Source organism: Psychroflexus sp. ALD_RP9 (genome assembly GCF_017311165.1).
Taxonomy (GTDB): Bacteria; Bacteroidota; Bacteroidia; order Flavobacteriales; family Flavobacteriaceae; genus Psychroflexus.
In genome coordinates this window covers 1,841,681-1,867,921 of the sequence record NZ_CP062973.1, presented here as the reverse complement: position 1 = coordinate 1,867,921, position 26,241 = coordinate 1,841,681, and the positions used below count along the sequence as shown (strand labels likewise).

The window sequence follows — 26,241 nt, the reverse complement described above, 5'->3', positions numbered from 1 at the left end:
ATTATTTTAATACAATTGCTTATTTACGCATAAAATTAAGGATATTTGGCCTATGCCAAAACCTCTTAAAAGACATCCAGCATTACAAAATCTAAGTCGGGAACATCACGACATTTTGGTATTTGCTTTACGTTTAAAGAAAGGGCTTAAAAAAGCTGAAATTGATAACATTAGAAGTTACATCGATTGGTTTTGGAAACATTATCTTTATGTTCACTTTCAACAAGAAGAGTTGTATTTATTTCCGATTACATCTGAAGCCACTAATCTCACAAAAAAAGCTCAAGAATATCATGAAAAACTTGAGCAACTTTTCAAAACTAATCAAATAGAGAAATTGCATGTTATTAAAATTTATAAAATGCTAGTGGTTTATGTAAGGTTTGAGGAACGCAAATTATTCCCTGAAATACAAACTAAACTCAGTGAATATGAGCTTGAAATTTACACAAAAAATCATCAAGCACAGCTTAACTGTCCATATTGGGACAAACCTTTTTGGAAATAACACTATATTTTATAACTACATAAATTAAAGCATATTATCTAAGCTATTCTAAACCTTATAGTAAAAAAATTTAACGCGCAATATTTAAATGATATCTTCTGAGATATGTCATAATTTAAACCTTAAAATAGGTTTTATTTTGCATTCTCAATAATAAAATATTTATGGAAGATCACATTTACAATGTAGAAATTAAATGGCTTGAACAACGAAAAGGTAAAATGTATTCACCTGAACTTCATGACCAAATAAATAACAACTCAAACGAAATTGAAGTTGCCACACCAACACAATTTAATGGCGGTATGCCATTTACGTGGTCTCCAGAACATTTATTTACAGCAGCCGTATCAAGCTGTTTGATGACCACTTTTTTAGCGATTGCAGAACACTCTAAGTTAAACTATAGTAGTTTTAAATGCCCATCGAAAGGTTTTTTAAACAAAGTAGATGGACGCTTTGCTATGCACAAAGTTGAACTTTATCCTGAAATCTGCCTTAAAAAAAATCGAGACAAAAAAAAGGCAGAAAAAGTATTAGAGAAATCAAAAAAAGCTTGCTTAATTTCAAATTCTGTTATTTCTAAAATTGAAATGCATCCTCGCATTATCGTAATAGAATAATAAAAAAACCTGTCTTTTTAAGACAGGTTTTTTAAGGTAATGTAACGTCTAAATTAATCTACATTATCGTGTAAAAATGAGTTGTTAGATTTAAAGTTAATCCCATCTTCATTAGATTCTAATGAAGTTCTTGACATATTTTGAGCATTACGCTGGTGCTCTTTAAGTTCTACACCTGCACGCTTATAAGCAGGTTGTTTTTCGATATCATCTATATTATTACTACGATTAAATTTATAGTTAAACTGCTTCATTTTGGCTCGTCGCTCTTCTGCCCTAGCCGCTAATTCTGATATTGATGAATTAAATGGATCTACTTCAGTCGTCTCATTGTTATCCTGAGTAGATTCAGTATCTCTTATAGAAGTAGTAAATAAATTTTCTTCTTGAGGTTCTTCAACTTTTTTTGGTTGAGTTGAAGTTTTCTGTGAAACACTTTCTAATTGCTCCTCCTCGAAATCTTCTAAGTTATAGCGCTTCACTTGATGTTCAGACTTAGGCTGAAATTTGATTTCTTCAAAGTTATGAACTTCAATTTGGCTTATTTCTTCAGCAGTAAATTGGCGTTCCTTTTTGATGGTTTCTTCAGTATTTGATGTGTTCAAATCAAATTGTAAAAAGCCATCATCATGACCTTCAGCTTGTTCAGATTGAGTTTCACTTTCTGTCGGCTTTTCATGAATTTCAAATTCAATATCATTGTTGACAGTTTCGTAATCAACATCTATTTCGTTAATATCATTAGGTTGATTATTCTGCTTTGGCTTATTATCCTCAGCTTCATCTAAATTTAAGGTATGAATTATTTTTTTAGGTTCTTCAGTTGCTCTAGATGTTTTTGGTTGAGCTTTAAAATGATCTTTAGGCATTAAGTCTTGTTCAACCTTTTGTTCATCTTCCAAAGTATGAATAATTTTCTTTGTTTCGGTATTAACAATCACATCTTGCTGTTCAGTATTAAAACCAGTGGCGATAACGGTTACTGAAATAGACTCTTCTAAGCTTTCATCTTCACCAACACCCATAATAATATTAGCGCTGTTACCTGCTTCAGCTTGAATATGGTCATTAATTTCTCCTATTTCATCAATCGTAATTTCTTCCTTACCTGAAACAATTAATAAAAGTACATTCTGGGCACCAGTAATTTTATTATCATTTAACAAGGGAGAATCAAGCGCCTTTTCGATTGCAATATTCGATCGGTTTGTACCTGAGGCTGTTCCTGAACCCATAATTGCAGTACCGCTATTACTTAAAACTGTTTTAGCATCACGAAGGTCGATGTTTTGTGTGTAATGGTGAGTTATTACTTCTGCAATACCTCTAGATGCGGTTGCTAAAACCTCATCGGCTTTAGAGAAACCAGCTTTGAAACCAAGATTACCATAAACTTCACGTAATTTGTTGTTATTAATAACAATTAAAGAATCTACATTTCGACGTAACTCTTCAACACCTAGTTGAGCTTGATCATTACGAGTTTTACCTTCAAACTGAAAAGGAATGGTAACAATACCAACAGTTAAGATGTCTAAATCACGTGAGAGCTGCGCAATTACTGGTGCTGCACCAGTTCCTGTACCGCCACCCATTCCAGCCGTAACAAAAACCATTTTAGTATTTTTACCTAGTAAGTTTTTGATGTCTTCTGAAGATTCTTGTGCTGCTTCTTTACCTATTTCCGGATTTGCGCCAGCGCCTAATCCTTCGGTTAAGTTAACGCCAAGCTGGATTTTATTGGGAACTGGACTACTTTCTAAAGCTTGAGCATCGGTATTACAAATTACAAAATCAACACCTTTAATGCCTTGACTAAACATGTGATTAATAGCGTTTGAGCCACCGCCACCAACACCGATTACTTTAATGACGTTAGACTGGTTCTTCGGTAAATCGAATGCAATGTTATCTAATTCTGAGCCCATAATATATTGTTTTTGTGTATTCTTACTTTAAAATTTATTCTGCTTTATCTAAAAAATCTTTTACTTTATCAAAAAATTTATCGAAAAAACTTTTCTTAGGTTCGGCTGGTCTTTTGGCGCCGTAGTCTTCATTCAAAAATGAGTCTTCGTATTTTTGTTCTTGATTTTGTGTTGCTTCAGTTGATGTTTGGTCTTCCTGATGTTCATCAGTTACTGTGCTGTCGGCTTCAAGTTCATCCTCGGCTCCATCCTCTTTTTTATTATCTGATTCTTTTTGTAATTCTAAGTTGCGTTTTAGCCCGTCCATAACTAAGCCAACGGCCGTAGCATACATCGGACTTGCAATTTCATCATCGGTATCGCCTGCAAGGTGTTCGTTAGGATAGCCAATTCTAGTATCCATTCCAGTAACATATTCAACTAATTGCTTTAAATGTTTAAGTTGAGCGCCGCCGCCTGTAATTACAATTCCTGCAATGAGTTTCTTTTTTTGTTCTTCGTGACCATAATTTTTAATCTCTAAAAAGACTTGTTCAATAATTTCAACAGCTCTAAAATGTATAATTTTAGATAGATTTTTCAGCGAAATCTCTTTTGGGTCACGTCCGCGTAAACCAGGAATAGATACAATTTCATTTTCTTTATTTTCTCCTGGCCAGGCTGAACCAAATTTTACTTTTAGTAATTCAGCTTGTTTTTCTATAATTGAGCAGCCTTCTTTAATATCTTCAGTAACAACGTTTCCGCCAAACGGAATAACTGCTGTATGACGAATGATACCATCTTTAAAAATCGCTAAATCGGTAGTACCGCCACCAATATCAATAAGTGCTACACCAGCTTCTTTTTCTTCTTGACTTAAAACAGCATTTGCAGAAGCTAAAGGTTCAAGCGTCATTCCTTTTAACTCTAAACCAGAATTTTGAACGCATCGGGCAATGTTCCGAATAGATGATATTTGACCAACAACCACATGAAAATTAGCTTCTAAACGACCGCCTGACATGCCACGTGGTTCAGTAATTTCAGACTGACCGTCAACTTTGTATTCTTGTGGTAAAACATGAATAATTTCTTCGCCAGGAAGCATCACTAATTTGTGCACTTGGTTGCAAAGTGAATCTATATCGTCGTCGTTAATTACTTCTTCAACATCATTTCGTGTAATATAATCGCTATGTTGCAAACTACGAATGTGTTGCCCAGCTATGCCTACGGTTACGGCATCTACTTTTAATTGAGAGTTAGCTTCTGCCTGTTGTAGAGCTTGCTGAATTGACTGTATTGTTTGTGTAATGTTGTTTACAACACCTCGATGTACACCTAGACTTTTAGTACGGCCAATACCTAAAATCTCTACTTTACCATATTCGTTTTCACGACCAATCATGGCTACAATTTTAGTTGTACCGATATCTAAACCTACTGCAATGTTTTCATTTTCCATCGTTCACCTATTGCTTAAATGTACAAACCACTTGATTGCCAAATTGCAAATTCACCGATTTGTAATCGTTTAATTTTTGTTCTTGTTTTGCTTTTAAATAGAAAGCTTTATAGTTAGTAAACTTCAAGTCTAAAGCCTCAATCTTACCTAGATTAATGCTAAAGTCTTGATTTCTAACATTTAATTTTATAGTCTGATTTTTTGAATTTTTTCGGATTGCAATGATATGCTTTTTTAAAAACTCATCGTTACGAATTTTTAATAAAAGTGGATAAATTGCTGAAATTTCTTCAGATGAAAATCCATACACTAAAGGGACTCGCGCTGAAAATTGATTAGATAAAGGCATTAGTAAGCCTTGATCATCTATATAGTTGAAGTCACCATCAAAAATTCGAGCAATGGGTTGCCGTTGTGAAATGATGACGCCTAAATTACCTTTAATGTCTGAAAATATATCAGCCGATTTAATCATATCATGCTTATTGAGCAAATGCTCTAAACCTTCCAAATCTAACATATATTTATAACTATTTAAGGAGTCTTTAAGATTATCTATCAACAAGTTTTCAACAGTTTCTGCTGTGACAAAAAGCGCTGTATTGTTATTAAAATTCACCCTAATATCACCTAATTTTCGTTGGTTATTTACTGAATTTGCAAATCCAAATAAACCTAACATCAATAGCAAAATCAATGCGAAACGTATGTATTTTAAATTAAACATTTGCTTCTAATTGTTTAGTTATATGACCTACTTCTACTCCAATATCGCCAGCGCCTAGCATTGCAACAACTTCGCATTGGCTAGATATTATTTCATGATAAATACTTTTTTTAGAAATTACCTTTGCATGATCGCCAATTTTTTGAGCGAGTACTTTTGAAGTTACACCTTGAATCGGCAACTCACGTGCTGGATAAATGTCTAATAAAGCAACTACATTAAACTGTTTTAAAACTAAAATAAAATCGGTTATAAAATCGCGCGTACGGCTATATAAATGAGGCTGAAAAACGACCATTTTTCGTTTATTTGGGTACAGTTCTTCTAAAGTTTCGTAAACCGCATTAATTTCAGTTGGATGATGTGCATAATCATCAATAACAATTAAGTTTTCGTTTTCAATTACTTTATTAAAACGTCGCTTAATTCCTTTAAAAGTCGAAATGGCTTTTGCAAATACTTCAGCCTTATCAGGAAATTCAGAAATAGCTAATGCTAGAGCTAAAGCTGAGTTTATGCAGTTATGTAAACCTGGTAAATTACTTCGCACCGACTTCAACTCAACCTCATCAAGTTTAAAATCAAACTGAAATGCTTGATTTACCACTTTAACATTTGATAATGCAAACTTCCCAGACGAATTAAGTTCTAAATTAATTCCGTTTAAATTAACCTTAGGACCTAAAAAAGCTTGAGATGAATTTGGTAATAATTGAACGAATTCTTTAAAAGTTTGATTGAATTGTTCTGGAGTTTCATAAATATCTAAATGGTCTGGGTCTTGAGCTATCACGCAAGCCTTAGTCGGTTGAAGTTGTAGAAATGAGCGATCAAACTCATCGGCCTCAACAACAAACAAATCACTTCCTGTGGAAACATAGTTTGAATCAAAATCATTAACCACACCACCTAAAAAACCTGTAAAATTAATTTTAGCTTGAAATAAAAGATGTGCTAAAATAGCTGATGTTGTTGTCTTTCCATGAGTTCCAGCTACTGCTAAAGTGGGTTTATTCTTGGTAATTTCTCCTAAAACTCTAGCTCGCTTGTAACAATCAAATCCTTGAGATTTAAAATAAACCAATAATTCATTTTGAACACTTATTGCAGCTGTGTAAATGACTAAAGTTTTTTCAGGTAAAAATTGTTTTAGATTTACTGTATCTAAGCTTGTTTGAATATTAATACCTTCAGCTTCTAATTGTTGTGTTAACTTAGTTGCTGTACGATCATACCCAAAAACTTTTGCATTGTTATGATTAAAATAACGCGCAATTGCACTCAAACCTATACCGCCAATACCGATACAAAAAATAGAACTATAGTGGTTTAAATCTTTCATTGTCTTAAAGGCTTTTGAATGCGTTTAATTTCATCTACAATATGTTGAGTAGCTTCAGGTTTTGCTAAATTCTTAAAATTACGAGCTAATTTTAGCTTTAAATTTTGGTCGGTAATTAGTTGGCTCATTAAGTCTTGGAATTCAGCCTCCAAATTTTGTTCTTCAATCATAACTGCAGCGTTTTGTCTACAGACAGACTTAGCATTTTTATATTGATGATTCTCGGCTACGTTTGGAGATGGAATAAATAAAACAGGTTTACCTACAGTAGCCAGTTCACTCACCGTACCAGCGCCAGCACGAGAAATAATAATATCAGCAGCAGAATAAACTAAATTCATATCTTCTATAAATTGCTTTACCTTAACCGATTTTGAATGCTTTGATTGGTAGGTTTGATAATACATTTTTCCTGTCTGCCAGATTAATTGTAAATCTTTTGATAATAACCAATTTAGATGAGAATCAATAAGTTCGTTGATGCGCTTAGAGCCTAAGCTACCACCAATAATAAAAAGTGTTAACTTCTGCTCTAATTGAAGGTTTTGTTTCGCTTGAGAAGAATTTAATGTATTTTTCAACAAGCTTTTACGTATTGGGTTTCCTGTAAATTTTAATTTTTGTTTCGGAAAATAAGTTTCCATATTCGGATAAGCCACACATATTGATTTTGCTTTTGCTGACAGCCATTTATTGGTAACTCCAGCATACGAATTTTGCTCTTGTATTAGGGTTGGATATCCCAACCACTGAGCTGCTTTTAAAGTAGGTGCTGAAGCAAAACCTCCAGTACCGATTACAGCATTTGGTTTAAACTTTATAATGATAAAAACAGCTTTAATGAGACTAAAAAACAATTTGATTGGAAATAATAAATTACTTAAGTCTATTTTACGTTGAATCCCGCTAATCCACAAACCTTTTATATTATAACCCAGTTTCGGAATTTTCTCCATTTCCATTTTGCCTTTTGCACCAATAAATAATATTGAAGTCTCTGGATGTTCTTGTTTTAGTGCATCAGCAATGGCAACAGCCGGAAAGATATGTCCGCCAGTACCGCCACCTGATATGATGTATTTTGGTTGATTCATATCGTTTCGCTTAAAACTTCTAAAGGGTTATCGTTATTACTATTTTCATTTAAAGAAACTTCTTCGTTTGGCTCATTTTCTTCTTTATTACTGACGCTTAAAATTATACCAACCGAAATACATGTCATCCAGATAGAGCTTCCACCGCTACTAATCAAAGGCAAGGTTTGTCCTGTAACCGGTAACAACTCAACTGCGACGCTCATATTAATCAAGGCTTGAAAAATAATAGGTAAGCCAACAGCAATTGTAATTAGCTTACCAAAGAAATTATAAGATTTTGAAGCAACAATGCTAATTCTAAAAAGCAAAAAAAGATAAGCTAATACAACCCCAAGACCACCAATTAATCCCATTTCTTCAACGATTATCGCGTATATGAAATCTGAAGATGATTGCGGTAAAAAATGACGTTGAACACTTTTACCAATACCATTACCCGTTAAACCACCAGTTGCAATGGCAATTTTAGCTTTTTCAACTTGATATTGTTCATCACCGTCTGGTTCAGAAAAATTTTCGATTCTACTCATCCACGTATCAACACGATTAGGAAACAAACCAGGAAAAGCTTTGGCCGTTAACACAAATATAGAAAGCATTACTACTCCTATACCTAAGATAAGTCCAAGATATTTTAGTGGATATTTTCCAATATAAACAACCAAGATTACCATAAAAAACAATAAAGCTGCAGTTGAAAAGTTTGCTGGTAAAACTAGACCCACAACAGCAAAAACTGGTAACCAAAGTGACACTATGCTTTGCTTAAAATTTATTTTGCGATCTTTATACTTTGCTAAATATCTAGCCACGTAAACCAATAAAACAACACTAGCCAAACTTGATGTTTGAAAGGAAAGATTAACAATAGGAATACTAATCCACCGGCTAGCATTAGCACCACCAATAGTTGTGCCTTGTGCAAGGGTAATGATTAATAACACAACTACTAAAGGTAACATGATTAAAGAAATACCCTTAAAATAACGAAGCGGCACTTTGTGAACAGCGTACATTAACCCAAAACCTAAACCTAAATGAATAAAATGCTTTATTAAATAACTTATAGTGTTACCATCTCCACCATTTAAATAAGCCAAGTTACTGCTTGCACTAAAAACAGGCATAAACGAAAATATTGCCATCAGAGCTACAATAGCCCAAATAGATTTATCTCCTTTAATATGTGAAAACAGTTGCTGCATCATTTACAGTTTACGAACACATTCTTTAAATTGTCTTCCACGATCTTCATAATTTTCAAACAAGTCAAAACTAGCACATGCTGGCGATAACAAAACTGTATCGCCAGCACTAGAAAAATGCTGAGCTGCTAAAACAGCATCAGCCATATTAGCAGCCTCTATAATCTCATCGACTGTTTTTCCAAAAGCTTCAATAATTTTAGAGTTATCTATACCTAGACAAACAATGGCCTTTACACGTTCATTTACTAAGGCTAGCAAATCTTGATAATTATTTCCCTTATCAACACCTCCAACAATCCACACAGTTGGTTTAGTCATACTATCTAATGCATAAAATGTAGCGTTAATGTTTGTAGCTTTAGAATCATTTATATAATTAACATTGTTCAAAACTTTCACCTCTTCAAGTCGGTGCTCTACACCTCTAAAGCTTTCCATACTTTCACGTATAGTTTGTTTTCTTATTTTTAAAAGTCTTGCTGCTGTTGAGGCTGCCATTGCATTTTGTGCATTATGAGCGCCTTTTACGTTCAAATTATCTATAGACATGTTAAATGTTTTTTGTTGATTAAGGTTTATTTTAATTGTATTCTGCTCAATAAAAGCAGCAATATTTTGTTTTAATTGTTTTTTACTAAATGGAATGAGTTGTACGTTTGTTGAAATCTTCGGAAGGAATTCAGTAATAGCTAAATCGTCTTCATTGTAGATAAAGAAATCATCTTGACCTTGATTTTGAAGAATTTTAAATTTAGCTTTTCGGTACAAGTGGAAATTATTATCATATCTGTCTAAGTGATCTGGAGTAATGTTAGTTAAAATTGAAATATGAGGTTTAAAACTCACACAATTATCAAGCTGAAAACTACTCACTTCAATCACATAATTATCAACTTCGGGTTGAGTAGCAATATGCATCGCAAAACTATCGCCAACATTACCAACCATTGCAACAGATAAATGAGCTTGCTTTAAAATATGGTAAACCATTTTAGTTACCGTTGTTTTTCCATTAGAGCCTGTTATAGCAATAATAGTAGCCTTGGTAAATCGGTAAGCAAATTCAATTTCTGAAATCACTTCAATACCTTGATTTCTCAAATTATTAATTAACGGTATATCATCAGGAATACCAGGACTTTTAATAACAATATCAGCCTTAAAGATTTCACTTGTTGTATGACCTTCATCTTCAAAGGGAATGCTATGCTTTTGAAGTATTTTTTTGTATTTCGGTTTAATTTTACCTTGATCACTCAAAAATACTGCAAACGCCTTTTGTTTTGCCAGTACAGCAGCACCAACTCCGCTTTCGCCACCACCAAGTATAACAATTCTTTTCATCATCTAATTTTCAAGGTTACAATGCTAATAACAGCTAGTAGAATACCAATTATCCAAAAACGTACAACAATTTTACTTTCATGAAATCCTTTTTTTTGATAGTGATGGTGTAAAGGAGACATTAAAAAAATTCGTCTACCAGCACCAAACTTTTTCTTGGTGTATTTAAACCACCCAACTTGTAAAACCACCGATAAATTTTCTAGAAAAAATATTCCGCATAAAATAGGAATCAGTAATTCTTTTCTTGTAGCGATTGCAATAACTGCGATAATTCCGCCTATTGTTAAACTTCCTGTATCACCCATAAAAACTTGGGCCGGAAAAGTGTTATACCATAAAAATCCGATAAGTGAACCCGTGAATGCAGCTATAAAAATGGTCATTTCTCCAGATCTTGGAATATACATCACATCTAAATACTCAGAGAAAATAAGATTACCTGAAACCCAAGCAAACAAACCTAAAGTAAGCACAATAATAGCTGAACTTCCTGCTGCCAAACCATCAATACCATCAGTTAAGTTAGCACCATTTGAGACTGCTGTTACTATAAAAATTACAATTGGGATAAAAATTAACCAAGCAAATGGTTTTAAGTCATTCGAAATCCAAGTTAATACCTTTGAATAATCAAGCTCATTATTTTTAACAAACGGAATAGTTGTTGTTGTTGACTTCAACTCTTGACTTTGAAAAACTTCAGTATTAGTAAGCGTATTTTCTTTTACCGTAATTTCTTTTACGGTGACATCTTCATGAAAGTACATTACCGAACCTACAATAATACCTAAACCAACTTGACCAATAACTTTAAACTTTCCTTTTAAACCTTCTTTATTTTTTTTAAATGTTTTGATGTAATCGTCTAAAAACCCAATAGCTCCCATCCAAACAGTTGTTATAATCAACAACAAAATGTAAATATTGTTTAGGTTATTAAGTAAAAGTACAGGCACTAATGTAGCAGCAATAATAATTAAACCGCCCATGGTTGGCGTTCCTGCTTTTGCTTTCTGGCCTTCTAAACCTAACTCTCTTACGCTTTCACCTACTTGTTTGCGTTGGAGCAGTAGTATGATGTGCTTACCAAAAACAGTTGAAAACAACAAGGCAATAATTAAGGCTAATGCAGCTCTAAAAGAGATATAACCAAACAATCTTGCACCTGGCAAATCGTAATTTTGTTCTAAAAATTCAAATAAGTTATATAACATTGTTTAGAGCTTAAATAATTTAAAGTTTTGTTTAATATGCTGTCGATCATCAAAATCATGTTTAACACCTTTAGTATCTTGATAAGTTTCGTGACCTTTTCCAGCAATTAAAATAATATCATTAGGTTGTGCTTGCTGACATGCCGTTTTTATGGCTTGTGCGCGGTTGCTAATTGCTACATATTTAGACGTATTTTGGGGCTCAACGCCTGTTTCTATGTCTGCTATAATTTTATCAGGATCTTCAAATCGCGGATTATCACTCGTAAAAATCACTTTATCACTCAACTGAGTTGCAATTTTGCCCATTTTTGGTCTTTTACTTTTATCGCGATTACCACCACAACCAACTACAGTAATTAAAGTCTCGTTATGAGTGCGAATAGCATTAATTGATTTTAAAACATTTTGTAAGGCATCAGGTGTATGTGCATAATCTACAATTGCGTGAACATTATTATTTGTAGACACCATGTGCTGAAATCTACCAGCCACTGGCTTTAAGCAAGTAATTGACTGTAAAATTTGAAGTTTATCACTACAAAACTGAAGCGCTGTAGCATAAACAGCTAACAAATTATAAACATTAAACTCTCCTAAAAAAGACGACCAAATTTCTTGTCCATCAATATCAAGCTTAAGTCCATCGAAATTCTTTTCTAAAATTTTTGCTTTAATATCTGCAATAGACTTTATAGCATATGTGAATTGATTGGCGCTTGTGTTTTGCAACATGAATCGTCCGTTTTTATCATCTATATTGGTAATTGCAACGGCTTGAGGCTTCAACTGATCAAAAAGTCTTTTTTTAACATTCCTGTATTCTTCAAAAGAATTGTGATAATCTAAATGATCATGTGAAAGGTTAGTAAAAATTGCAGTATCAAAATCTAAACCTAAAGAGCGCTTTTGGTCAATTCCGTGTGAACTCACTTCCATAAAACAGTATTCTACGCCAGCTTCAACCATTTTACTAATCGTATTGTTTATAGTAATAGAATCTGGTGTAGTGAGATTTGTCGGAAAATCTTCATCATTAATTTTAATAACAACTGTAGAAATTAAACCAACTGAAAAGCCTAAATCTTTAAACAATTGAAATAATAAACTACTAACTGTAGTTTTACCATTTGTACCTGTTACGCCAACAAGTTGAAGTTTTTGTGATGGTTGATTATAAAAGTTATTAGATAAATGTGCTAAAGCTTCGCGCGTATCATTCACTCGAATATAAGTAACATTATTAACCAGTTCTTTTGGCAAAGTATCACAAATAATAGCACTAGCGCCTGAGTCAATTGCTTTAGTGATAAATTGATGTCCATTAGCCTTTTCTCCTCTAATAGCCACGAAACAAGTTAATGAGCTCACAGCTCTTGAATCAAAACTTAACGCGTTAACTTCAACAGAAGTTGACCCAACAACTTGTTCTATAGCAACGTTTAATAAGATGTCTTTTAATAACTTCAACCTAAAATTAAATTTACGTGTTTATTCCCTTTAACTGATTTTCCAGGTGCTAGTGATTGCTTAATCACTTTTCCTTCGCCAAATAATTTTACCTTCAAGCCAAGATTTTCTAAAATTGAAATAGCATCCATTGCTGGCATACCAACTAAATTTGGCATGATGGTTTTATATTTGTTAAGCACTTGATTATAATTGTCTTGTTCAGTTAACTGTAACTGGTTTAACTTTATTCTTGGTAATCGGGCTTCAATAGGCGTATCTGAATAAATTTTCTTAGCGATACGTTTAAAAACTGGTGCTGCAACTGTACTTCCGTAATATCCTTTTTCAGGATTTGGCTTATGTATTACAACAATGCAAGAATATTTAGGCTTGTCTGCTGGGAAATAACCAGCAAATGATGCAATGTATCGACCAGATTCTACCCAATATTCAGTTTGGCAAGTTCCTGTTTTACCAGCCATTGAAAATCTTGGTGAATAAATATTACTTGCTGTACCTTTATTAACTACATTTTTTAAAATGGCTCTCACTTGTTTTGCTGTTTCTTCAGAACAAACGCTACCTGTAATTTGTGGTTCAGTATATTGCTCAATTAACTTATGTCGGTCACGCACAGCTTTTATAAAACGTGGTTTTACCATTACGCCATCATTAGCAATTGCGTTATAAAAACTCAAAATTTGAAGCGCTGTTTGAGAAACACCATAGCCGAAACTCATCCATGGTAAAGTAGTGCCGTACCAATTTGAATTATTTGGATGAGGAATACTCGGTTGACCTTCACCTTTTATTTGGAGACCAATTTTTTGATCTAAGCCCATCATTTTTAAACGATCAACAAATTGTTCTGGCTGATCTTTATAATTTTCATAAATCATTTTAGCAAAAGCAGTGTTTGATGAAACTTCAAAAGCTTTAGCAACTGAAATCTTACCATAACCACCTTGTTTAGAGTCGTAAACTGTTCGATCAAAATATTTTAAGCGACCGTTTTCTGTATCAATTACAGTACTTGTATCTACGACCTTATCTTCAAGTGCAGCAACTAAACTCATCAATTTAAATGTAGAGCCAGGCTCGTGAGGCTCATAAACTGCGTAATTACGTTTTTCATAATATTTACCAGGTTCATTACTTAAGCCAAGATTTGAAATTGCTTTAATTTCACCTGTTTTGGTTTCCATTACAACAGCAGTTCCATGTTCTGCTTCAAAAAATTCAAGTTGAGCTAACAATGCATGATGTGTGATATCTTGAATATTGACATCTATAGTTGAAATAACATCAAGACCATCAACTGGCTCCACTTGATTTAAATCGGTGAGTGGCTTCCATTGCCCTTTTGCGATTTTTTGCTTTAGCCGTTGTCCTTTTTCACCTTGTAAGTAATCATCAAAAGCACCTTCTAAACCTACACTATTATAGCCAACAGTTCGCCGGCCAATTTTTCCTAGCGGATGTTCTCTAACAGTTGACTGCTCTGCGATGAATCCACCTTTATAAGCGCCAAGATTAAACATCGGGAAATTTTTAATTCGGATGTAATCTGAGTAATCTAAATTTTTAGCAATAAAAACATAGCGATTGTTTAAAGCTCTAGCCTTTTTAAACTTATTTTTATAATAAGCTGCAGACTTAGAAAACATTTTTGAAAGCGAATCTGAAAGTGGATTTAGATAAGTATCAAAGTTAGACTTGGTAACTGATATTGGGTCAAACCTAATTTCATATTTAGTGACTGAAGTTGCCAATAAATTCATATTAGCATCGTAAATATTACCTCGATTAGGCTCTATTTTGAAGTTTTTGTATACCGTATTTTGAGCCAATTCTGTATAGTAATCACCTTGCTTAAATTGAATATTGAAAAGTTGGTAAACAATAGCAATAGCAACAACCACAAACAATACGGCTATTAAATAATAGCGTTTTAATATGTCTTTATCAGTTTGACTCATCAGACTCAATTACAATTTTGATAGCAGGTTGGTCTGAGGTGAAAATTCCTTTTGGTTTCATCATCTCAGCTATATTAGACTCCATTTTTAACTGCATTAATCGTTTTCTAGAATCTACAAATTCACTCCTTAATTCTTGAATTTCTTGATTAAGTTCAGCTACTTTAAAAACTTTTTTCTCAGCTGTATGCGAACTAGCAATCATAATTATAGCTAGTAGCGTACAAAATAAAATATAACTCCAATTTTTTGAAGCGTCTTTATTGGTTAAAAACTCACCTTTTAATATGGCAAAAAGATTTTTTTGCATAATTATATTTTTTCAGCTATTCTTAATTTAGCACTTCTAGCCCTACTATTTTCAGTGATTTCAGACTTGTCAGGAATAATTAACTGGCCAACTTTTTTAAATGGCGCAAGTTTATTTCCGTAAAAATCTTTCTCTACCTGACCCGTAAAATTACCATCTCTAATGTAGCGCTTCACCAAGCGATCTTCTAATGAATGATAGGTTATAAAGCTTAGCCTTCCTAAGGGTTTTACAAGGTCTTGTGTTTGCAATAAAAACTCCTCAAGCGCCTTCATTTCCTGATTCACTTCTATACGAATGGCTTGATAAATTTGAGCTAAAAATTTAAACACCTTAGTTTTTGGTAACAGTGGTTCTATAACTGAGTTTAAATCAGATGTAGTTTCAATAGGTTTATTTAAACGTTCACTAATTATCGCTCTCGCTAACTTAGGAGCCATTTTTAACTCACCGTAAGTTCTAAACAGCTTAATTAAATCTTGCTCTTCATAAGAATTAATGAGCTCATAGGCGGAAAGTTTATCATTTTGATTCATCCTCATATCTAGCTGAGCATCAAAACGTGTTGAAAATCCGCGTTCCGGTACATCAAACTGATGTGATGACACTCCAAAATCAGCTAAAATTCCGTCAACTTCATTAATTTTAAAGAACTTTAAAAAGCGTTTTAGGTATCTAAAATTAGCCTCTATCAATTCGAAACGATCGTCATTTAAGCCATTTTGCTGTGCATCTTTATCTTGATCAAAAGCAAATAATCTACCCTTAGCACTTAATCTAGAAAGAATTTCGGCAGAGTGTCCGCCACCACCAAATGTTGCATCGACATAAACACCATCTGGGTTTAAGACTAATGCATCGACGCTTTGTTTTAGTAAAACTGGTATGTGGTACTTAGTATTCATCTTCTTGTGTTCCCATGACTTCTTCGGCTAATTCAGCAAAATCATCGACCTTATTAATCGCGTTTTCATAATTATCTTTATCCCAAATTTCAATAATATTGACAGATGAAGACAAGACGATTTCTTTTGAAATTCCAGCAAATTGAATCAAGTCTTTCGGTATTAAAACACGAGAATTCGCATCAACTTCAACTAATTTTACGCCGGCTGTAAACTTCCTTATGAAATCGTTATTTTTCTTTTTAAACCGATTCAATCCATTTATTTTACTCATCAATGCATTCCATTCTTGCATCGGATAAAGCTCTATGCAATTTTGAAACACTGAACGCTTTAGTACTAAACCATCTTCAACAACTGGCAGTAATTGCTTTTTTAATGCTGAAGGCAAGGATAACCGACCTTTTGCATCAATTTTGCATTCATATGTTCCTATAAAATTTAGCATTATTACATAATTACACTTCAAATATATTGATTTTTTTTCCACATTATCCCACTTTTTACCACATTGTTGATAAGTTTTTACACAAACTTTTCATCATTTCTTGTTAAGGCTTTATTAGCAAAGGTTTAGCCACTTCAATTAACAGAACTACTTGATTGTTAATAAGTTTAGTTTTGAGGCGAGTTTCAAATTCAAATAATTAAAATTGAATAGATATTATTATAAAATGCTTTTATAAATATGACTATATTTGAGGTTTGAAAGATTGATAGTTAATGGAAAAACATATACAACAAGACGGTAAGTTTAAGTTTTTTGAATTAGGTGAAGGTCAACCCTTAGTGATTTTACATGGCTTAATGGGTGGCTTAAGTAATTTTGATGGCGTTATGAACTTTTTCCCTGAAAAAGGCTATAAAGTGATTATCCCTGAATTGCCGCTTTACGATTTACCATTACTTAAAACAAATATTAAAACCATTACAACTTACATCAAAGAATTTATCGACTTACGGAAATACGGTAAAGTTGTACTCATCGGTAACTCGCTTGGCGGACATATAGGTTTATTAACTACAAAATTATATCCAGAAATTGTAAAAGCACTTGTAATAACAGGAAGCTCTGGACTTTATGAAAGCGCTATGGGCGAGAGTTATCCTAAACGTGGTGATTATGATTACATTAAACAAAAAGCCGAAAATGTGTTTTTTGATCCAAAAATCGCAACAAAAGCTATTGTTGACGATGTTTATAACACAGTTAATGACCGTTCTAAGTTAATAAGAACATTGGCTATTGCTAAAAGTGCTATTAGACATAATATGGCTAAAGATTTACCAAAAATGCCCACACCAACTTGCATAATTTGGGGAAAACAAGATACAGTTACACCACCAAATGTTGCTGAAGACTTCAATAAATTGTTACCAGATTCTGATTTATTTTGGATTGATGAATGCGGTCATGCTGCAATGATGGAGCATCCAAATAAATTTAATGAACTGCTCTACACCTGGTTAAGTAACAGAAATTTATAAATCATGCAAATTAAAACAGCAAAGTTTGTCATGAGTAATAGCGATGTTGCAAAATGTCCTAATTCGCCATTGCCAGAATACGCATTTATTGGCCGCAGCAATGTTGGAAAGTCTTCACTGATCAACATGCTAACTGAACGTAAGAGCTTAGCAAAAGTCTCGGGAAAACCTGGTAAAACACGCCTTATCAATCACTTTTTAATAAATGATAACTGGCATTTAGTAGACTTACCTGGATATGGCTATGCAAAGGTTAGTAAAAAAGAAAAAAAAATCTTTCAAAAATATATTACCGATTATTTTAGAAAACGCCCACAATTGGTTAATACTTTTTTATTAGTTGATATCAGGCATGATCCACAGCCAATAGATGTAGATTTTATGACTTGGTTAGGTAAAAATCAAATTCCATTTTCAATCATCTTCACCAAATCAGACAAATTGAAGTCACACCAAGTTGAGAATAATGTTGCTAATTACTCCACACAATTAATGGAAGATTGGGCAGAGTTACCGCCCATGTTTATTACATCTTCAAGCAAAAAAATTGGTCGTGAAGAAGTCTTAAACTACATTGAGCACATTAACCAAAGCCTCTAAATATTTGTTACATGTGGCGTTAACTTATCTATTAGTTGTCTTAAACTATCTAGTTGGTTAATTTCTTTTGCAGAAAGAACAACATTTAACTCATAATGATTCTGTTCTAAGATAACTGGTAATTCGTATTTAATACCAAATTTTGATTTAAATTGAGATTTGAATTCATCGGCATGTAAAAATTGCATTTCAGTTGAAGTTTGCGACTTAAATTTTTTCCACTGCGTCTTCTCAGATGTAAAACCATAAGTTAAACTACATAACCGACAAGTTAAAGTCTGCGGATTAATTAATTTTTGCAGAGATTCTTTTAAAGCATTTCTAGTGCCCGAATTAGCATTATAAACAAAAATTAACTTAGACACAATTTATTCTTTTTTTAAATCAAGTTTTTCTGCAAAGTAGTCGCAAAAATCATTAAAAGTTGCAGCCATTTTATCGTCATCAGTAGCTCTTTTGTAGGTGCTTGCCATACTCACTAAAGTTTGATGAAAAAACTTTTTCATTTCATCTACAGGCATATCTTTTGTCCACAAATCAATACGTAAGGTTTCTTGTGTTTTATGATCCCAAATAGACAACATAGCAGCTTTAGCAGACTCATTTTCAACGCCACCATCTTTAGCCGACCAATTAATAGATTCAGGAATTTTATTTTCGTCGGTCTCTATATGAATATTAATATCTGATTTTGCCATAATTAAGGTTTATAATTTGATTGTTTAAAAATTTGTTGTGCATCAAGCAACATAAGTTTATTAGGCTCAATTTCGGGATTATTTTTCATAAAATCCCTTACAATTTGCCAACCTATATATTGCCCAATTCTAGGTGAAGAATCATTATCTAATTCAAGATAAAACTTAGAAAATGGCGCTGGATTAATAAAGCGATCTTTCAAATCGGCTTGTGTTGAAAAAACATAATCTTTTTCAATAAAAAATTCCCAGATCTTTGTTTCATTAGATTTTGCCCATTCTAATTGCTCTTGTGTATAATGAATTTTAGCTGCGTCATTTTCCCACGGAATAACTAAATCTTTAAAATAAAGCAATTTACCGTGGTAAACCATATACGAAATAAAGCGTCGATCTAATGGTGTAAAAGTTGCCTGCTTGGCATAAGCGCCAGCAACATCAGATATTAAATACTTTTTGTCTTGAAAATGCTTGATGTAGTCTGGAAAACTTTCATAAAACCGATGTTCGCGCCCCAAGTAATTATCTAAAGAAATCACGAGTAGAGAGTCTGAAGTAACGACTTTATTCTTATAATCAACACTTTCTGCAATTGTAACAATTGTCGGTTGTTTAAATGCGGTAAAATAAAATTTAAGATATTTAACGAATCGCTCAATATTTTGTTTTTCTTTATCGAAATCAGGAAATGCTTTTAAAACCTCTTCATTAATTTCATTTTGCAGTGTATCCTTCATTTTTTTATACCACAAACTATCAGGTACGGCGCTATTAAAGAAAAAAGGATAACCTATTTTTAGGCTTTCTAAATCTAGTGAATCTGATGTTGCAAACTCCCGATCAAAACGCATAAGACTTAAATCAAGTTCTTTGTTTTCAATACGTTCAATAATCTTTGAATTTTCCGAATCGCAAGAGATCAAATAAACACAAGTGACTAGAATTAATAAAACTCTAGTTATTGTTTTGAATAACATTGGCTCTGTTTTTAATATATTTGGTGCAAATGTAACTAATCTTACACTTAAATTTAAGGGCATGCAAAACGAAAAAGTTATAAATTATATTAAAAATTGGCTTAACAATTATCTTAACAAAACCAATGCAAAAGGATTTGTAATAGGAGTTTCAGGAGGAATTGACTCTGCGGTAACTTCAACTTTGTGTGCAATGACTAAACAAAAAGTACTTTGTGTTGAAATGCCTATTCATCAAGAAATATCACAAGTTACTCGGGCACAGAAACATATTTCATGGCTAAAATTAAATTATAAAAATGTATCGTCAGTAAAAGTTGATTTAACTCCAACATTTAATGTATTTAAAGACAGCTTACCAGATACTAATTCTAAGCGTGAAGACTTAGCGCTTGCGAACTCTCGTGCTCGTTTACGCATGACAACTTTATATTATCTTGCAGGCCTAAACAACTATTTAGTTGCTGGAACTGGCAATAAAGTTGAAGATTTCGGTGTTGGTTTTTATACAAAATATGGCGACGGCGGTGTAGATTTGAGTCCGATTGCCGATTTAATGAAATCTGAAGTCTTTAGTTTAGCCCAAACGCTTAAAATTATAGATGAAATTCAAAAGGCCAAACCAACTGATGGGCTTTTTGGAGATAGCCGAAGTGATGAAGACCAACTAGGCGCAAGTTATGATGAATTAGAATGGGCGATGCAGTTTGAAGGAAAACAAGAAGAATTAAGTTCTAGACAAGCTGAAGTTTTGAAAATTTACCACAATTTAAATTCTGCCAATCAGCACAAAATGAAGCCTATACCAATATGTAATATACCAGCAGAGTTTAAATAATTCGGTTTAATTTTCGAGCAATTAAAACTTCGAGTTGCTTATACTCCATCGTTTCTTCTAAAACTTCAGTGGGGTTATCATAATCACCATTTTTAAGAAGTTCTCCCATTTCATCAACTTTTTGATGTATCAAAATACGTCTTAGGTTTAAGATTGTTTCGGTCACCTCTGCAGTTTCAAGTTGGTCTCTATGCTTAACAAAAATATTTTGGCTTTCCCAATTATGCAGTTCGTAGCGTTCGAAATTCATTAAGATGCTCGTTGCTTCTTCTGCTAATCTCTGGTCTAGTTCACTCGTAAATTTAGATACATTAAAGTCTTCTTGGGTAGATAACTTATCAATTAAACTGTGATAAAGCAACTTAAAATTTTCATCGGTAAACTCAATTTCATCACTTTGCAAATCGAGATAAATTTTTTCGTAAACCTTATGCGTTTTGTTAATAGGTTTTAAAACTTCATTACCTTTTTCATCAATTTCAATCAAAAAATCTTCAAATTCAGCCTCTTGATTACCGTATTTTAATAATAACCCAATAATAATCCGTTCAAGTTCTACCTTAGGATCAATTTTTTTTGAAGTCACTTTAGTATCTTCAACTTTGCTTAACTGAGGGACTTGAGCTTTATTTTTTTTCTTTTGGTCACGACTTGATTTAGCCAAAATTTGATCTAAACTACTAAATAAAACTGCCTCAGAAACATCCATGAGTTTAGCACAGGACCTGATATATAGTTCTCGTTTAATTTGATCAGGAACTTGAGCAATACTCTCTACAATATCGCGAACTACTTCAGCGGTTTTTATAGGATCATTTTCGGCTTCTTTAATTAAAAGCGAGGCCTTAAATGTGATAAAATCTTTTGCGTTAGCTTCAAGATATTCCTCTATAACATGAGTTGAGTTAGCTTTTGCAAAGCTGTCAGGATCTTCGCCTTCAGGAAACAGGCAGACTTTAACATTCATGTCCTGAGCTAAAATCATATTTACACTGCGTAATGAAGCGCGTAGACCAGCGGCATCGCCATCAAATAAAACGGTAATGTTTTTAGTTAAGCGATTAATTAATCGAATTTGTTGATCGGTTAAAGCTGTTCCGGATGAAGAAACCACATTTTCAATTCCTGCTTGATGTAACTGAATAACATCAGTATAGCCTTCAACTAAGTAACAATTATCTTGTTGAGCAATGGCTTTTTTAGCATAGTATAAGCCATATAACACCTTACTTTTATGATAAATTTCACTCTCTGGTGAATTTAAATATTTAGCGGCTTTTTTAGAGTTATCCAAAATTCTTCCACCAAAGCCCAATACACGACCAGACATGGAATGAATTGGAAACATAACACGACCTTTAAAACGGTCGAAAGATTTTTGGTCTTTTGTTATGGTTAAGCCTGTAGCTTCAAGATATTTTTTTTCGTAAGCCTTATTGATTGCTGCTTTTGTGAAAGCTTCCCACTGATCTGGCGAGTAACCTAAATTGAATTTTTTTATAGTATCATTAGTAAAACCACGCTCTTTGAAGTAAGACAAACCAATTGTTTGACCTTCGGTAGAATTATGTAATTGGTCAACAAAAAAATCTTTTGCAAATTTAGACACTAGAAACATACTTTCACGTTCAGAAGCTTTTTCTTTTTCTTCTGATGTTTGTTCAGTTTCTTCAATTTCAATATTATATTTTTTAGCAAGGTATTTTATAGCTTCAGGGTACGAATAATGCTCGTGTTCCATGATAAAACTCACAGCGTTTCCTCCTTTTCCAGAAGAAAAATCTTTCCAGATTTGTTTTACAGGTGAAACCATGAAACTCGGTGTTTTTTCTTCGCTAAATGGGCTTAAACCTTTAAAATTTGAACCTGATTTTTTAAGATTAACGAAATCACCTATCACCTCTTCTACTCGAGCGGTATCAAAAACTTTTTCTATGGTACGCTTGGTAATCAAATAAATTTATTTTTCACGATTAATCACGTAATCTACCATTAATTTTAAAGACGATTTATAATCAGATTCAGGATATTGGGCTAAAATTTGAAGTGCTTCATCTTGAAACTGATGCATTTTAGCAGTGGCATAATCTAAACCTCCAGAACTTTTTACAAAATCAATCACTTTATTGACTCTCTTTTTGTCTTTATTATGGTTTTTGATAGAATTAATAATCCAATCTTTGTCTTTTTTTGAAGATTGATTAATCGCATATATTAATGGTAGGGTCATTTTCTGCTCCTTAATATCAATACCTGTAGGCTTACCTATTTTGCGTTGTCCATAATCAAAAAGGTCGTCTTTAATTTGAAATGCCATACCTATTAATTCGCCAAATTTTCGCATATCATCTACATCTACAGAATTAGGCTTAACCGCAGCCGCACCAAGACTACAACAAGCGGCAATTAAAGTAGCCGTTTTTTGCCGGATAATTTCGTAATAAATAGCTTCTGTAATATCAAGCCGCCTAGCCTTTTCTATTTGCAATAATTCGCCTTCACTCATCTCTCGAACGGCAACTGAAATAATTTTTAGAAGATCAAAATCATCATTATCTATAGAAAGCAAAAGACCTTTAGACAATAGGTAATCACCAACTAAAACGGCAATTTTATTTTTCCATAAGGCGTTAATTGAAAAGAAACCGCGACGTTGATTACTATCATCAACCACATCATCGTGAACCAAAGTAGCCGTATGAATTAGTTCTATAACTGAAGCACCTCGATAAGTACGATCATTTACTTCACCATTAGACACCATTTTAGCTACTAAAAACACAAACATAGGTCGCATTTGTTTTCCTTTTCGATTAACAATAAAGTGGGTAATTTTGTTAAGAAGCGCAACCTTAGATGACATAAATAAAGAGAATTTTTTCTCAAAAACCTCCATTTCGTGGGCAATAGGTTGTTTAATTTGGTAGACAACTTTCATAATTCAAAAATACCAAAGTTTATTAGATTTTAACAAGCTTAAACTTTTATTAACTTAAACTTTATTTATATTTACCACTTAATTATAAATACACACACTATGAAGAAAATTACTTTTATTTTAGTGAGTTTACTTACTTATGTAAGTTTTGCTCAATTACCTACCAATCCTTTTTCTGTAGGTCAAGAATTTACTGTTCAATCAACCGTTTGCTATGGTAACGGTACTGGCGCATGTGATCCGGCTAACACTAATATAGCTGTAACTGGATTCGCTACAGTGACAGCCGTATCGGGTAATACTGTAACACTATCAGATATTACTGGTGGATTATATGCAGGACCTTACGGTGAATCTGACAATCCAGGTACTATAACCTTGAATTATACTGCTCAAACAATCGTGTTCAATAACCAACCAGACGTTGTTTATGGCGGTGATGATTTTGATGGAACAGGTACTTACACTCTTGATGGTCAAGGAGATTTAGTGAGCTTCGAAACAACTTGGTCTAACAACTATGGTGACGGAGGAACAAGCACTTACACTTTATTTGATAATCAAGTACCTGACCCGGTAATAAACCCAACTCCAACTGATGGCGCTGTTGATGTTACTGTCGACACCGCTGACAATGATGGCGATGGACAACCTGATAACGCTGTACAACTTGATTGGGATATAGCTCAAACAGGTGGAACTCCGACTGAATTTGATATCTATTTTTCTGCTGATCAAACATTCCCTGGTGGACCACTTGGAACCACTGGTGGTAGTCAAGTTAGTATTACTGGTGTTGATTTTGGAGTTACAAGATATTGGAAAGTAGTTGCAAAAAATCCAGCTGGAGAAGCTGTTGGTTCAGCTACATGGAGTTTTACAACTGAAACTATTGGAAATCCTCCAAACCCAGTTATCTTACCTACTCCAAGCGACAATGCTACAAACGTGGCTATAATAACCGACGATAATAATGGTGACGGACAACCTGACAATGCTGTTGATTTATCTTGGTTAGCAGCACCACAAGGTCCAATAGCAACTACTTACGAAGTTTATTTTGGTGAAGACCAAAATAACTTATCTTTCTTAGGTCAAACTGCACAAACATCAGTTTCAATTACAGGAAATGATTATGACACTACTTATTACTGGCAAATAGTTGCTAAAAATACTGGAGGTTCTGCGACAGGTTCAGCTGTATGGTCATTTACAACAGAGTCTTCTTTAAGTATTACAGATGTTCAGTCTGAGAATCTTGTAAATCATTTCGTCAATAATGATAAATTAAATATATCAGCTAAGTCACCTATTAACCAAGTTGAAATTTATAATATGTTAGGTCAAGTAGTTAAAACTCTACAACCTGATAGTTCTAACGTTAATATCGATTTAAATGAACTTAACAATGGTATGTTTATTTCTAAAGTTAGTATAAACGGTCAAACTCAAACTTTCAAGTTTGTGAAATAAATTAGATTTTAAATTTAAATCAAAAAAACCCAGCATTTCTGCTGGGTTTTTTAATTATTAAAATTTTGATTTTAATGCTTATTTGCCAACTGACCGCAAGCAGCATCAATATCTTTACCTCTTGAATGACGTAAGGTTACTGTAATGCGATGAGCTTCTAAAGCATTTTTATATTGAGCTACTGAGTCATCTGAACCTTGCTTAAAAATACCATCATCAATTGGGTTGTATTCAATCAAATTGACTTTACAAGGGATCAGTTTACAAAACTCAATTAAGGCTAAAATATCTTCGCGAGTATCATTTATTCCATCCCAAACAATATATTCATAAGTAACTGCTTTTCCTGTTTCTTGATACCAGTATTGAAGTGATTCGCCTAAGTCTTCTAAAGGGAACTTAGCATTAAACGGCATTATTTGGGTCCTAACTTCATTTCTGGCTGAGTGTAATGAAACCGCTAAATTAAATTTAACCTGATCATCAGCTAACTTCTTAATCATTTTTGGAACTCCGGAAGTTGATAAAGTAATGCGTCTTGGTGACATGCCTAAACCTTCTGGAGAAGTAATTTTTTCGATAGATTTTAAAACATTTTTATAGTTCATGAGTGGTTCTCCCATTCCCATATAAACAATATTAGATAATGGCATGTTGTTATATAAGCGACTCTCTTGATCGATCGCTACAACTTGATCGTAAATTTCATCTGCATTTAAATTCCTTAAACGTTTCAGTTGTGCTGTTGCACAAAATTTACAATCTAAGCTACACCCAACTTGAGACGAAACACAAGCTGTTGTTCGAGAATAGGTAGGAATTAAAACAGACTCGACAGTAAAGCCGTCATGAAGTTTTACAGCATTTTTTATGGTACCATCATTACTGCGCTGCATGGTATCAACCTCAATATTATTTATTACAAAATTCGCATCGAGCATGGAACGAATTTCTTTTGAAATATTTGTCATTTCGTTAAAATCATAACATGCTTTTTGCCACAACCATTCATAAACTTGTGTGCCGCGAAATGCCTTTTCTCCATTAGATACAAAAAAGTCTTGTAAATCTTTTTTGCTTAATGCACGTATATCTTTCTTATTTGCTTTCACATTGCAAAGGTAAAAGAGAAATAATGAAGT

At 33.3% G+C, this 26,241-nt stretch carries 25 protein-coding genes; 6 read left to right on the top strand and 19 right to left on the bottom strand.

Annotated elements, in window-relative coordinates:
• Positions 1-52 precede the first annotated feature (52 nt).
• The gene (locus tag IMZ30_RS08650) at positions 53-508 is read left to right on the top strand and encodes a hemerythrin domain-containing protein (RefSeq protein ID WP_207037911.1); all 456 of its coding nucleotides are present in this window, start codon (positions 53-55) and stop codon (positions 506-508) included.
• Positions 509-672: 164 nt separating this feature from the next.
• Positions 673-1,131 carry an OsmC family protein gene (locus IMZ30_RS08645; protein ID WP_207037910.1) on the top strand — a complete coding sequence of 153 codons (459 nt, stop codon included), beginning with the start codon at positions 673-675 and terminating at the stop codon, positions 1,129-1,131.
• 53 nt (positions 1,132-1,184) lie between these two features.
• Here the strand turns inward: IMZ30_RS08645 and ftsZ are convergent, their stop codons facing one another.
• Genes ftsZ through mraZ form a run of 13 tightly spaced genes read right to left on the bottom strand, consistent with a single transcriptional unit; the run spans position 1,185 to position 16,535 of the window.
• Positions 1,185-3,059 (bottom strand): cell division protein FtsZ, encoded by a 1,875-nt coding sequence (gene ftsZ, locus IMZ30_RS08640; protein WP_207037909.1) that lies wholly within the window; start codon positions 3,057-3,059, stop codon positions 1,185-1,187.
• Between the two features lie 34 nt (positions 3,060-3,093).
• Complete coding sequence (ftsA, locus tag IMZ30_RS08635; RefSeq protein ID WP_207037908.1) at positions 3,094-4,506, bottom strand: cell division protein FtsA; 1,413 nt, start codon at positions 4,504-4,506, stop codon at positions 3,094-3,096.
• A gap of 7 nt (positions 4,507-4,513) precedes the next feature.
• Positions 4,514-5,233: a cell division protein FtsQ/DivIB gene (locus IMZ30_RS08630; protein ID WP_207037907.1), complete on the bottom strand. Its 720-nt coding sequence runs from the start codon at positions 5,231-5,233 to the stop codon at positions 4,514-4,516.
• Positions 5,226-6,575 carry a UDP-N-acetylmuramate--L-alanine ligase gene (murC, locus tag IMZ30_RS08625; protein WP_207037906.1) on the bottom strand — a complete coding sequence of 450 codons (1,350 nt, stop codon included), beginning with the start codon at positions 6,573-6,575 and terminating at the stop codon, positions 5,226-5,228. Before murC ends, IMZ30_RS08630 begins: the two co-directional genes overlap by 8 nt.
• Positions 6,572-7,669, bottom strand: coding sequence for an undecaprenyldiphospho-muramoylpentapeptide beta-N-acetylglucosaminyltransferase (gene murG, locus IMZ30_RS08620; protein WP_207037905.1), 1,098 nt, complete (start codon positions 7,667-7,669; stop codon positions 6,572-6,574). Before murG ends, murC begins: the two co-directional genes overlap by 4 nt.
• Positions 7,666-8,877 carry an FtsW/RodA/SpoVE family cell cycle protein gene (locus IMZ30_RS08615; protein WP_207037904.1) on the bottom strand — a complete coding sequence of 404 codons (1,212 nt, stop codon included), beginning with the start codon at positions 8,875-8,877 and terminating at the stop codon, positions 7,666-7,668. The genes murG and IMZ30_RS08615 overlap by 4 nt, the downstream gene beginning before the upstream one ends.
• Positions 8,878-8,880: 3 nt before the next feature.
• Positions 8,881-10,224 (bottom strand): UDP-N-acetylmuramoyl-L-alanine--D-glutamate ligase, encoded by a 1,344-nt coding sequence (murD, locus tag IMZ30_RS08610; protein ID WP_207037903.1) that lies wholly within the window; start codon positions 10,222-10,224, stop codon positions 8,881-8,883.
• Positions 10,224-11,441 carry a phospho-N-acetylmuramoyl-pentapeptide-transferase gene (gene mraY, locus IMZ30_RS08605; RefSeq protein ID WP_207037902.1) on the bottom strand — a complete coding sequence of 406 codons (1,218 nt, stop codon included), beginning with the start codon at positions 11,439-11,441 and terminating at the stop codon, positions 10,224-10,226. The genes murD and mraY overlap by 1 nt, the downstream gene beginning before the upstream one ends.
• A 3-nt stretch (positions 11,442-11,444) precedes the next feature.
• Complete coding sequence (locus tag IMZ30_RS08600; protein ID WP_207037901.1) at positions 11,445-12,911, bottom strand: UDP-N-acetylmuramoyl-L-alanyl-D-glutamate--2,6-diaminopimelate ligase; 1,467 nt, start codon at positions 12,909-12,911, stop codon at positions 11,445-11,447.
• Positions 12,908-14,872 (bottom strand): penicillin-binding protein, encoded by a 1,965-nt coding sequence (locus tag IMZ30_RS08595; protein ID WP_207037900.1) that lies wholly within the window; start codon positions 14,870-14,872, stop codon positions 12,908-12,910. The genes IMZ30_RS08600 and IMZ30_RS08595 overlap by 4 nt, the downstream gene beginning before the upstream one ends.
• A complete protein-coding gene (locus tag IMZ30_RS08590; protein ID WP_207037899.1) occupies positions 14,859-15,182 on the bottom strand; it encodes an FtsL-like putative cell division protein in 324 nt (107 codons plus the stop codon). The genes IMZ30_RS08595 and IMZ30_RS08590 overlap by 14 nt, the downstream gene beginning before the upstream one ends.
• A 2-nt stretch (positions 15,183-15,184) precedes the next feature.
• Entirely contained in the window at positions 15,185-16,087 is a 903-nt protein-coding gene (gene rsmH, locus IMZ30_RS08585) for a 16S rRNA (cytosine(1402)-N(4))-methyltransferase RsmH (protein WP_207037898.1), read from the bottom strand.
• Complete coding sequence (gene mraZ / locus IMZ30_RS08580) at positions 16,077-16,535, bottom strand: division/cell wall cluster transcriptional repressor MraZ (protein WP_207037897.1); 459 nt, start codon at positions 16,533-16,535, stop codon at positions 16,077-16,079. The genes rsmH and mraZ overlap by 11 nt, the downstream gene beginning before the upstream one ends.
• A 275-nt stretch (positions 16,536-16,810) precedes the next feature.
• Here mraZ and IMZ30_RS08575 point away from each other — a divergent pair, with 275 nt between their 5' ends.
• A complete protein-coding gene (locus IMZ30_RS08575) occupies positions 16,811-17,575 on the top strand; it encodes an alpha/beta fold hydrolase (protein ID WP_207037896.1) in 765 nt (254 codons plus the stop codon).
• Positions 17,576-17,578: 3 nt separating this feature from the next.
• Positions 17,579-18,175, top strand: coding sequence for a ribosome biogenesis GTP-binding protein YihA/YsxC (yihA, locus tag IMZ30_RS08570; RefSeq protein ID WP_207037895.1), 597 nt, complete (start codon positions 17,579-17,581; stop codon positions 18,173-18,175).
• On the opposite strand, the gene IMZ30_RS08565 is transcribed toward yihA, so the two are convergent.
• From IMZ30_RS08565 to gldB, 3 genes are read right to left on the bottom strand one after another with little or no spacing between them, the layout of a single operon-like run.
• Entirely contained in the window at positions 18,172-18,540 is a 369-nt protein-coding gene (locus IMZ30_RS08565; protein ID WP_242529648.1) for a GTPase, read from the bottom strand. The genes yihA and IMZ30_RS08565 overlap by 4 nt on opposite strands.
• 3 nt (positions 18,541-18,543) lie before the next feature.
• Positions 18,544-18,873 carry a gliding motility protein GldC gene (gldC, locus tag IMZ30_RS08560; RefSeq protein WP_207037894.1) on the bottom strand — a complete coding sequence of 110 codons (330 nt, stop codon included), beginning with the start codon at positions 18,871-18,873 and terminating at the stop codon, positions 18,544-18,546.
• A 2-nt stretch (positions 18,874-18,875) separates the two neighbouring features.
• A complete protein-coding gene (gldB, locus tag IMZ30_RS08555) occupies positions 18,876-19,850 on the bottom strand; it encodes a gliding motility lipoprotein GldB (protein ID WP_207037893.1) in 975 nt (324 codons plus the stop codon).
• A gap of 61 nt (positions 19,851-19,911) precedes the next feature.
• Here gldB and nadE point away from each other — a divergent pair, with 61 nt between their 5' ends.
• Entirely contained in the window at positions 19,912-20,688 is a 777-nt protein-coding gene (nadE, locus tag IMZ30_RS08550) for an NAD(+) synthase (protein ID WP_207037892.1), read from the top strand.
• Here nadE and dnaG read toward each other — a convergent pair.
• Complete coding sequence (dnaG, locus tag IMZ30_RS08545; RefSeq protein WP_207037891.1) at positions 20,681-22,642, bottom strand: DNA primase; 1,962 nt, start codon at positions 22,640-22,642, stop codon at positions 20,681-20,683. The two genes, nadE and dnaG, sit on opposite strands and share 8 nt — an antisense overlap.
• 6 nt (positions 22,643-22,648) lie before the next feature.
• The gene (locus IMZ30_RS08540) at positions 22,649-23,626 is read right to left on the bottom strand and encodes a polyprenyl synthetase family protein (protein ID WP_207037890.1); all 978 of its coding nucleotides are present in this window, start codon (positions 23,624-23,626) and stop codon (positions 22,649-22,651) included.
• Between the two features lie 99 nt (positions 23,627-23,725).
• Between IMZ30_RS08540 and IMZ30_RS08535 the strand changes: the two genes are divergently transcribed.
• Entirely contained in the window at positions 23,726-25,099 is a 1,374-nt protein-coding gene (locus IMZ30_RS08535; protein WP_207037889.1) for a T9SS type A sorting domain-containing protein, read from the top strand.
• Positions 25,100-25,170: 71 nt separating this feature from the next.
• On the opposite strand, the gene rlmN is transcribed toward IMZ30_RS08535, so the two are convergent.
• Positions 25,171-26,211 (bottom strand): 23S rRNA (adenine(2503)-C(2))-methyltransferase RlmN, encoded by a 1,041-nt coding sequence (gene rlmN, locus IMZ30_RS08530; RefSeq protein ID WP_207037888.1) that lies wholly within the window; start codon positions 26,209-26,211, stop codon positions 25,171-25,173.
• Between the last annotated feature and the right edge of the window lie 30 nt (positions 26,212-26,241).

Coding starts and splice junctions, on each gene's coding strand:
- nadE (WP_207037892.1), top strand. CDS start 19,912: ATGCAAAACGAAAAAGTTATAAATTATATTAAAAATTGGCTTAACAAT.
- murC (WP_207037906.1), bottom strand. CDS start 6,575: ATGAAAGATTTAAACCACTATAGTTCTATTTTTTGTATCGGTATTGGC.
- IMZ30_RS08590 (WP_207037899.1), bottom strand. CDS start 15,182: ATGCAAAAAAATCTTTTTGCCATATTAAAAGGTGAGTTTTTAACCAAT.
- yihA (WP_207037895.1), top strand. CDS start 17,579: ATGCAAATTAAAACAGCAAAGTTTGTCATGAGTAATAGCGATGTTGCA.
- IMZ30_RS08575 (WP_207037896.1), top strand. CDS start 16,811: ATGGAAAAACATATACAACAAGACGGTAAGTTTAAGTTTTTTGAATTA.
- IMZ30_RS08645 (WP_207037910.1), top strand. CDS start 673: ATGGAAGATCACATTTACAATGTAGAAATTAAATGGCTTGAACAACGA.
- rsmH (WP_207037898.1), bottom strand. CDS start 16,087: ATGAATACTAAGTACCACATACCAGTTTTACTAAAACAAAGCGTCGAT.
- murG (WP_207037905.1), bottom strand. CDS start 7,669: ATGAATCAACCAAAATACATCATATCAGGTGGCGGTACTGGCGGACAT.
- ftsA (WP_207037908.1), bottom strand. CDS start 4,506: ATGGAAAATGAAAACATTGCAGTAGGTTTAGATATCGGTACAACTAAA.
- IMZ30_RS08615 (WP_207037904.1), bottom strand. CDS start 8,877: ATGCAGCAACTGTTTTCACATATTAAAGGAGATAAATCTATTTGGGCT.
- ftsZ (WP_207037909.1), bottom strand. CDS start 3,059: ATGGGCTCAGAATTAGATAACATTGCATTCGATTTACCGAAGAACCAG.
- gldB (WP_207037893.1), bottom strand. CDS start 19,850: ATGTTATTCAAAACAATAACTAGAGTTTTATTAATTCTAGTCACTTGT.
- IMZ30_RS08540 (WP_207037890.1), bottom strand. CDS start 23,626: ATGAAAGTTGTCTACCAAATTAAACAACCTATTGCCCACGAAATGGAG.
- IMZ30_RS08650 (WP_207037911.1), top strand. CDS start 53: ATGCCAAAACCTCTTAAAAGACATCCAGCATTACAAAATCTAAGTCGG.
- mraZ (WP_207037897.1), bottom strand. CDS start 16,535: ATGCTAAATTTTATAGGAACATATGAATGCAAAATTGATGCAAAAGGT.
- mraY (WP_207037902.1), bottom strand. CDS start 11,441: ATGTTATATAACTTATTTGAATTTTTAGAACAAAATTACGATTTGCCA.
- gldC (WP_207037894.1), bottom strand. CDS start 18,873: ATGGCAAAATCAGATATTAATATTCATATAGAGACCGACGAAAATAAA.
- murD (WP_207037903.1), bottom strand. CDS start 10,224: ATGAAAAGAATTGTTATACTTGGTGGTGGCGAAAGCGGAGTTGGTGCT.
- IMZ30_RS08595 (WP_207037900.1), bottom strand. CDS start 14,872: ATGAGTCAAACTGATAAAGACATATTAAAACGCTATTATTTAATAGCC.
- IMZ30_RS08630 (WP_207037907.1), bottom strand. CDS start 5,233: ATGTTTAATTTAAAATACATACGTTTCGCATTGATTTTGCTATTGATG.
- IMZ30_RS08535 (WP_207037889.1), top strand. CDS start 23,726: ATGAAGAAAATTACTTTTATTTTAGTGAGTTTACTTACTTATGTAAGT.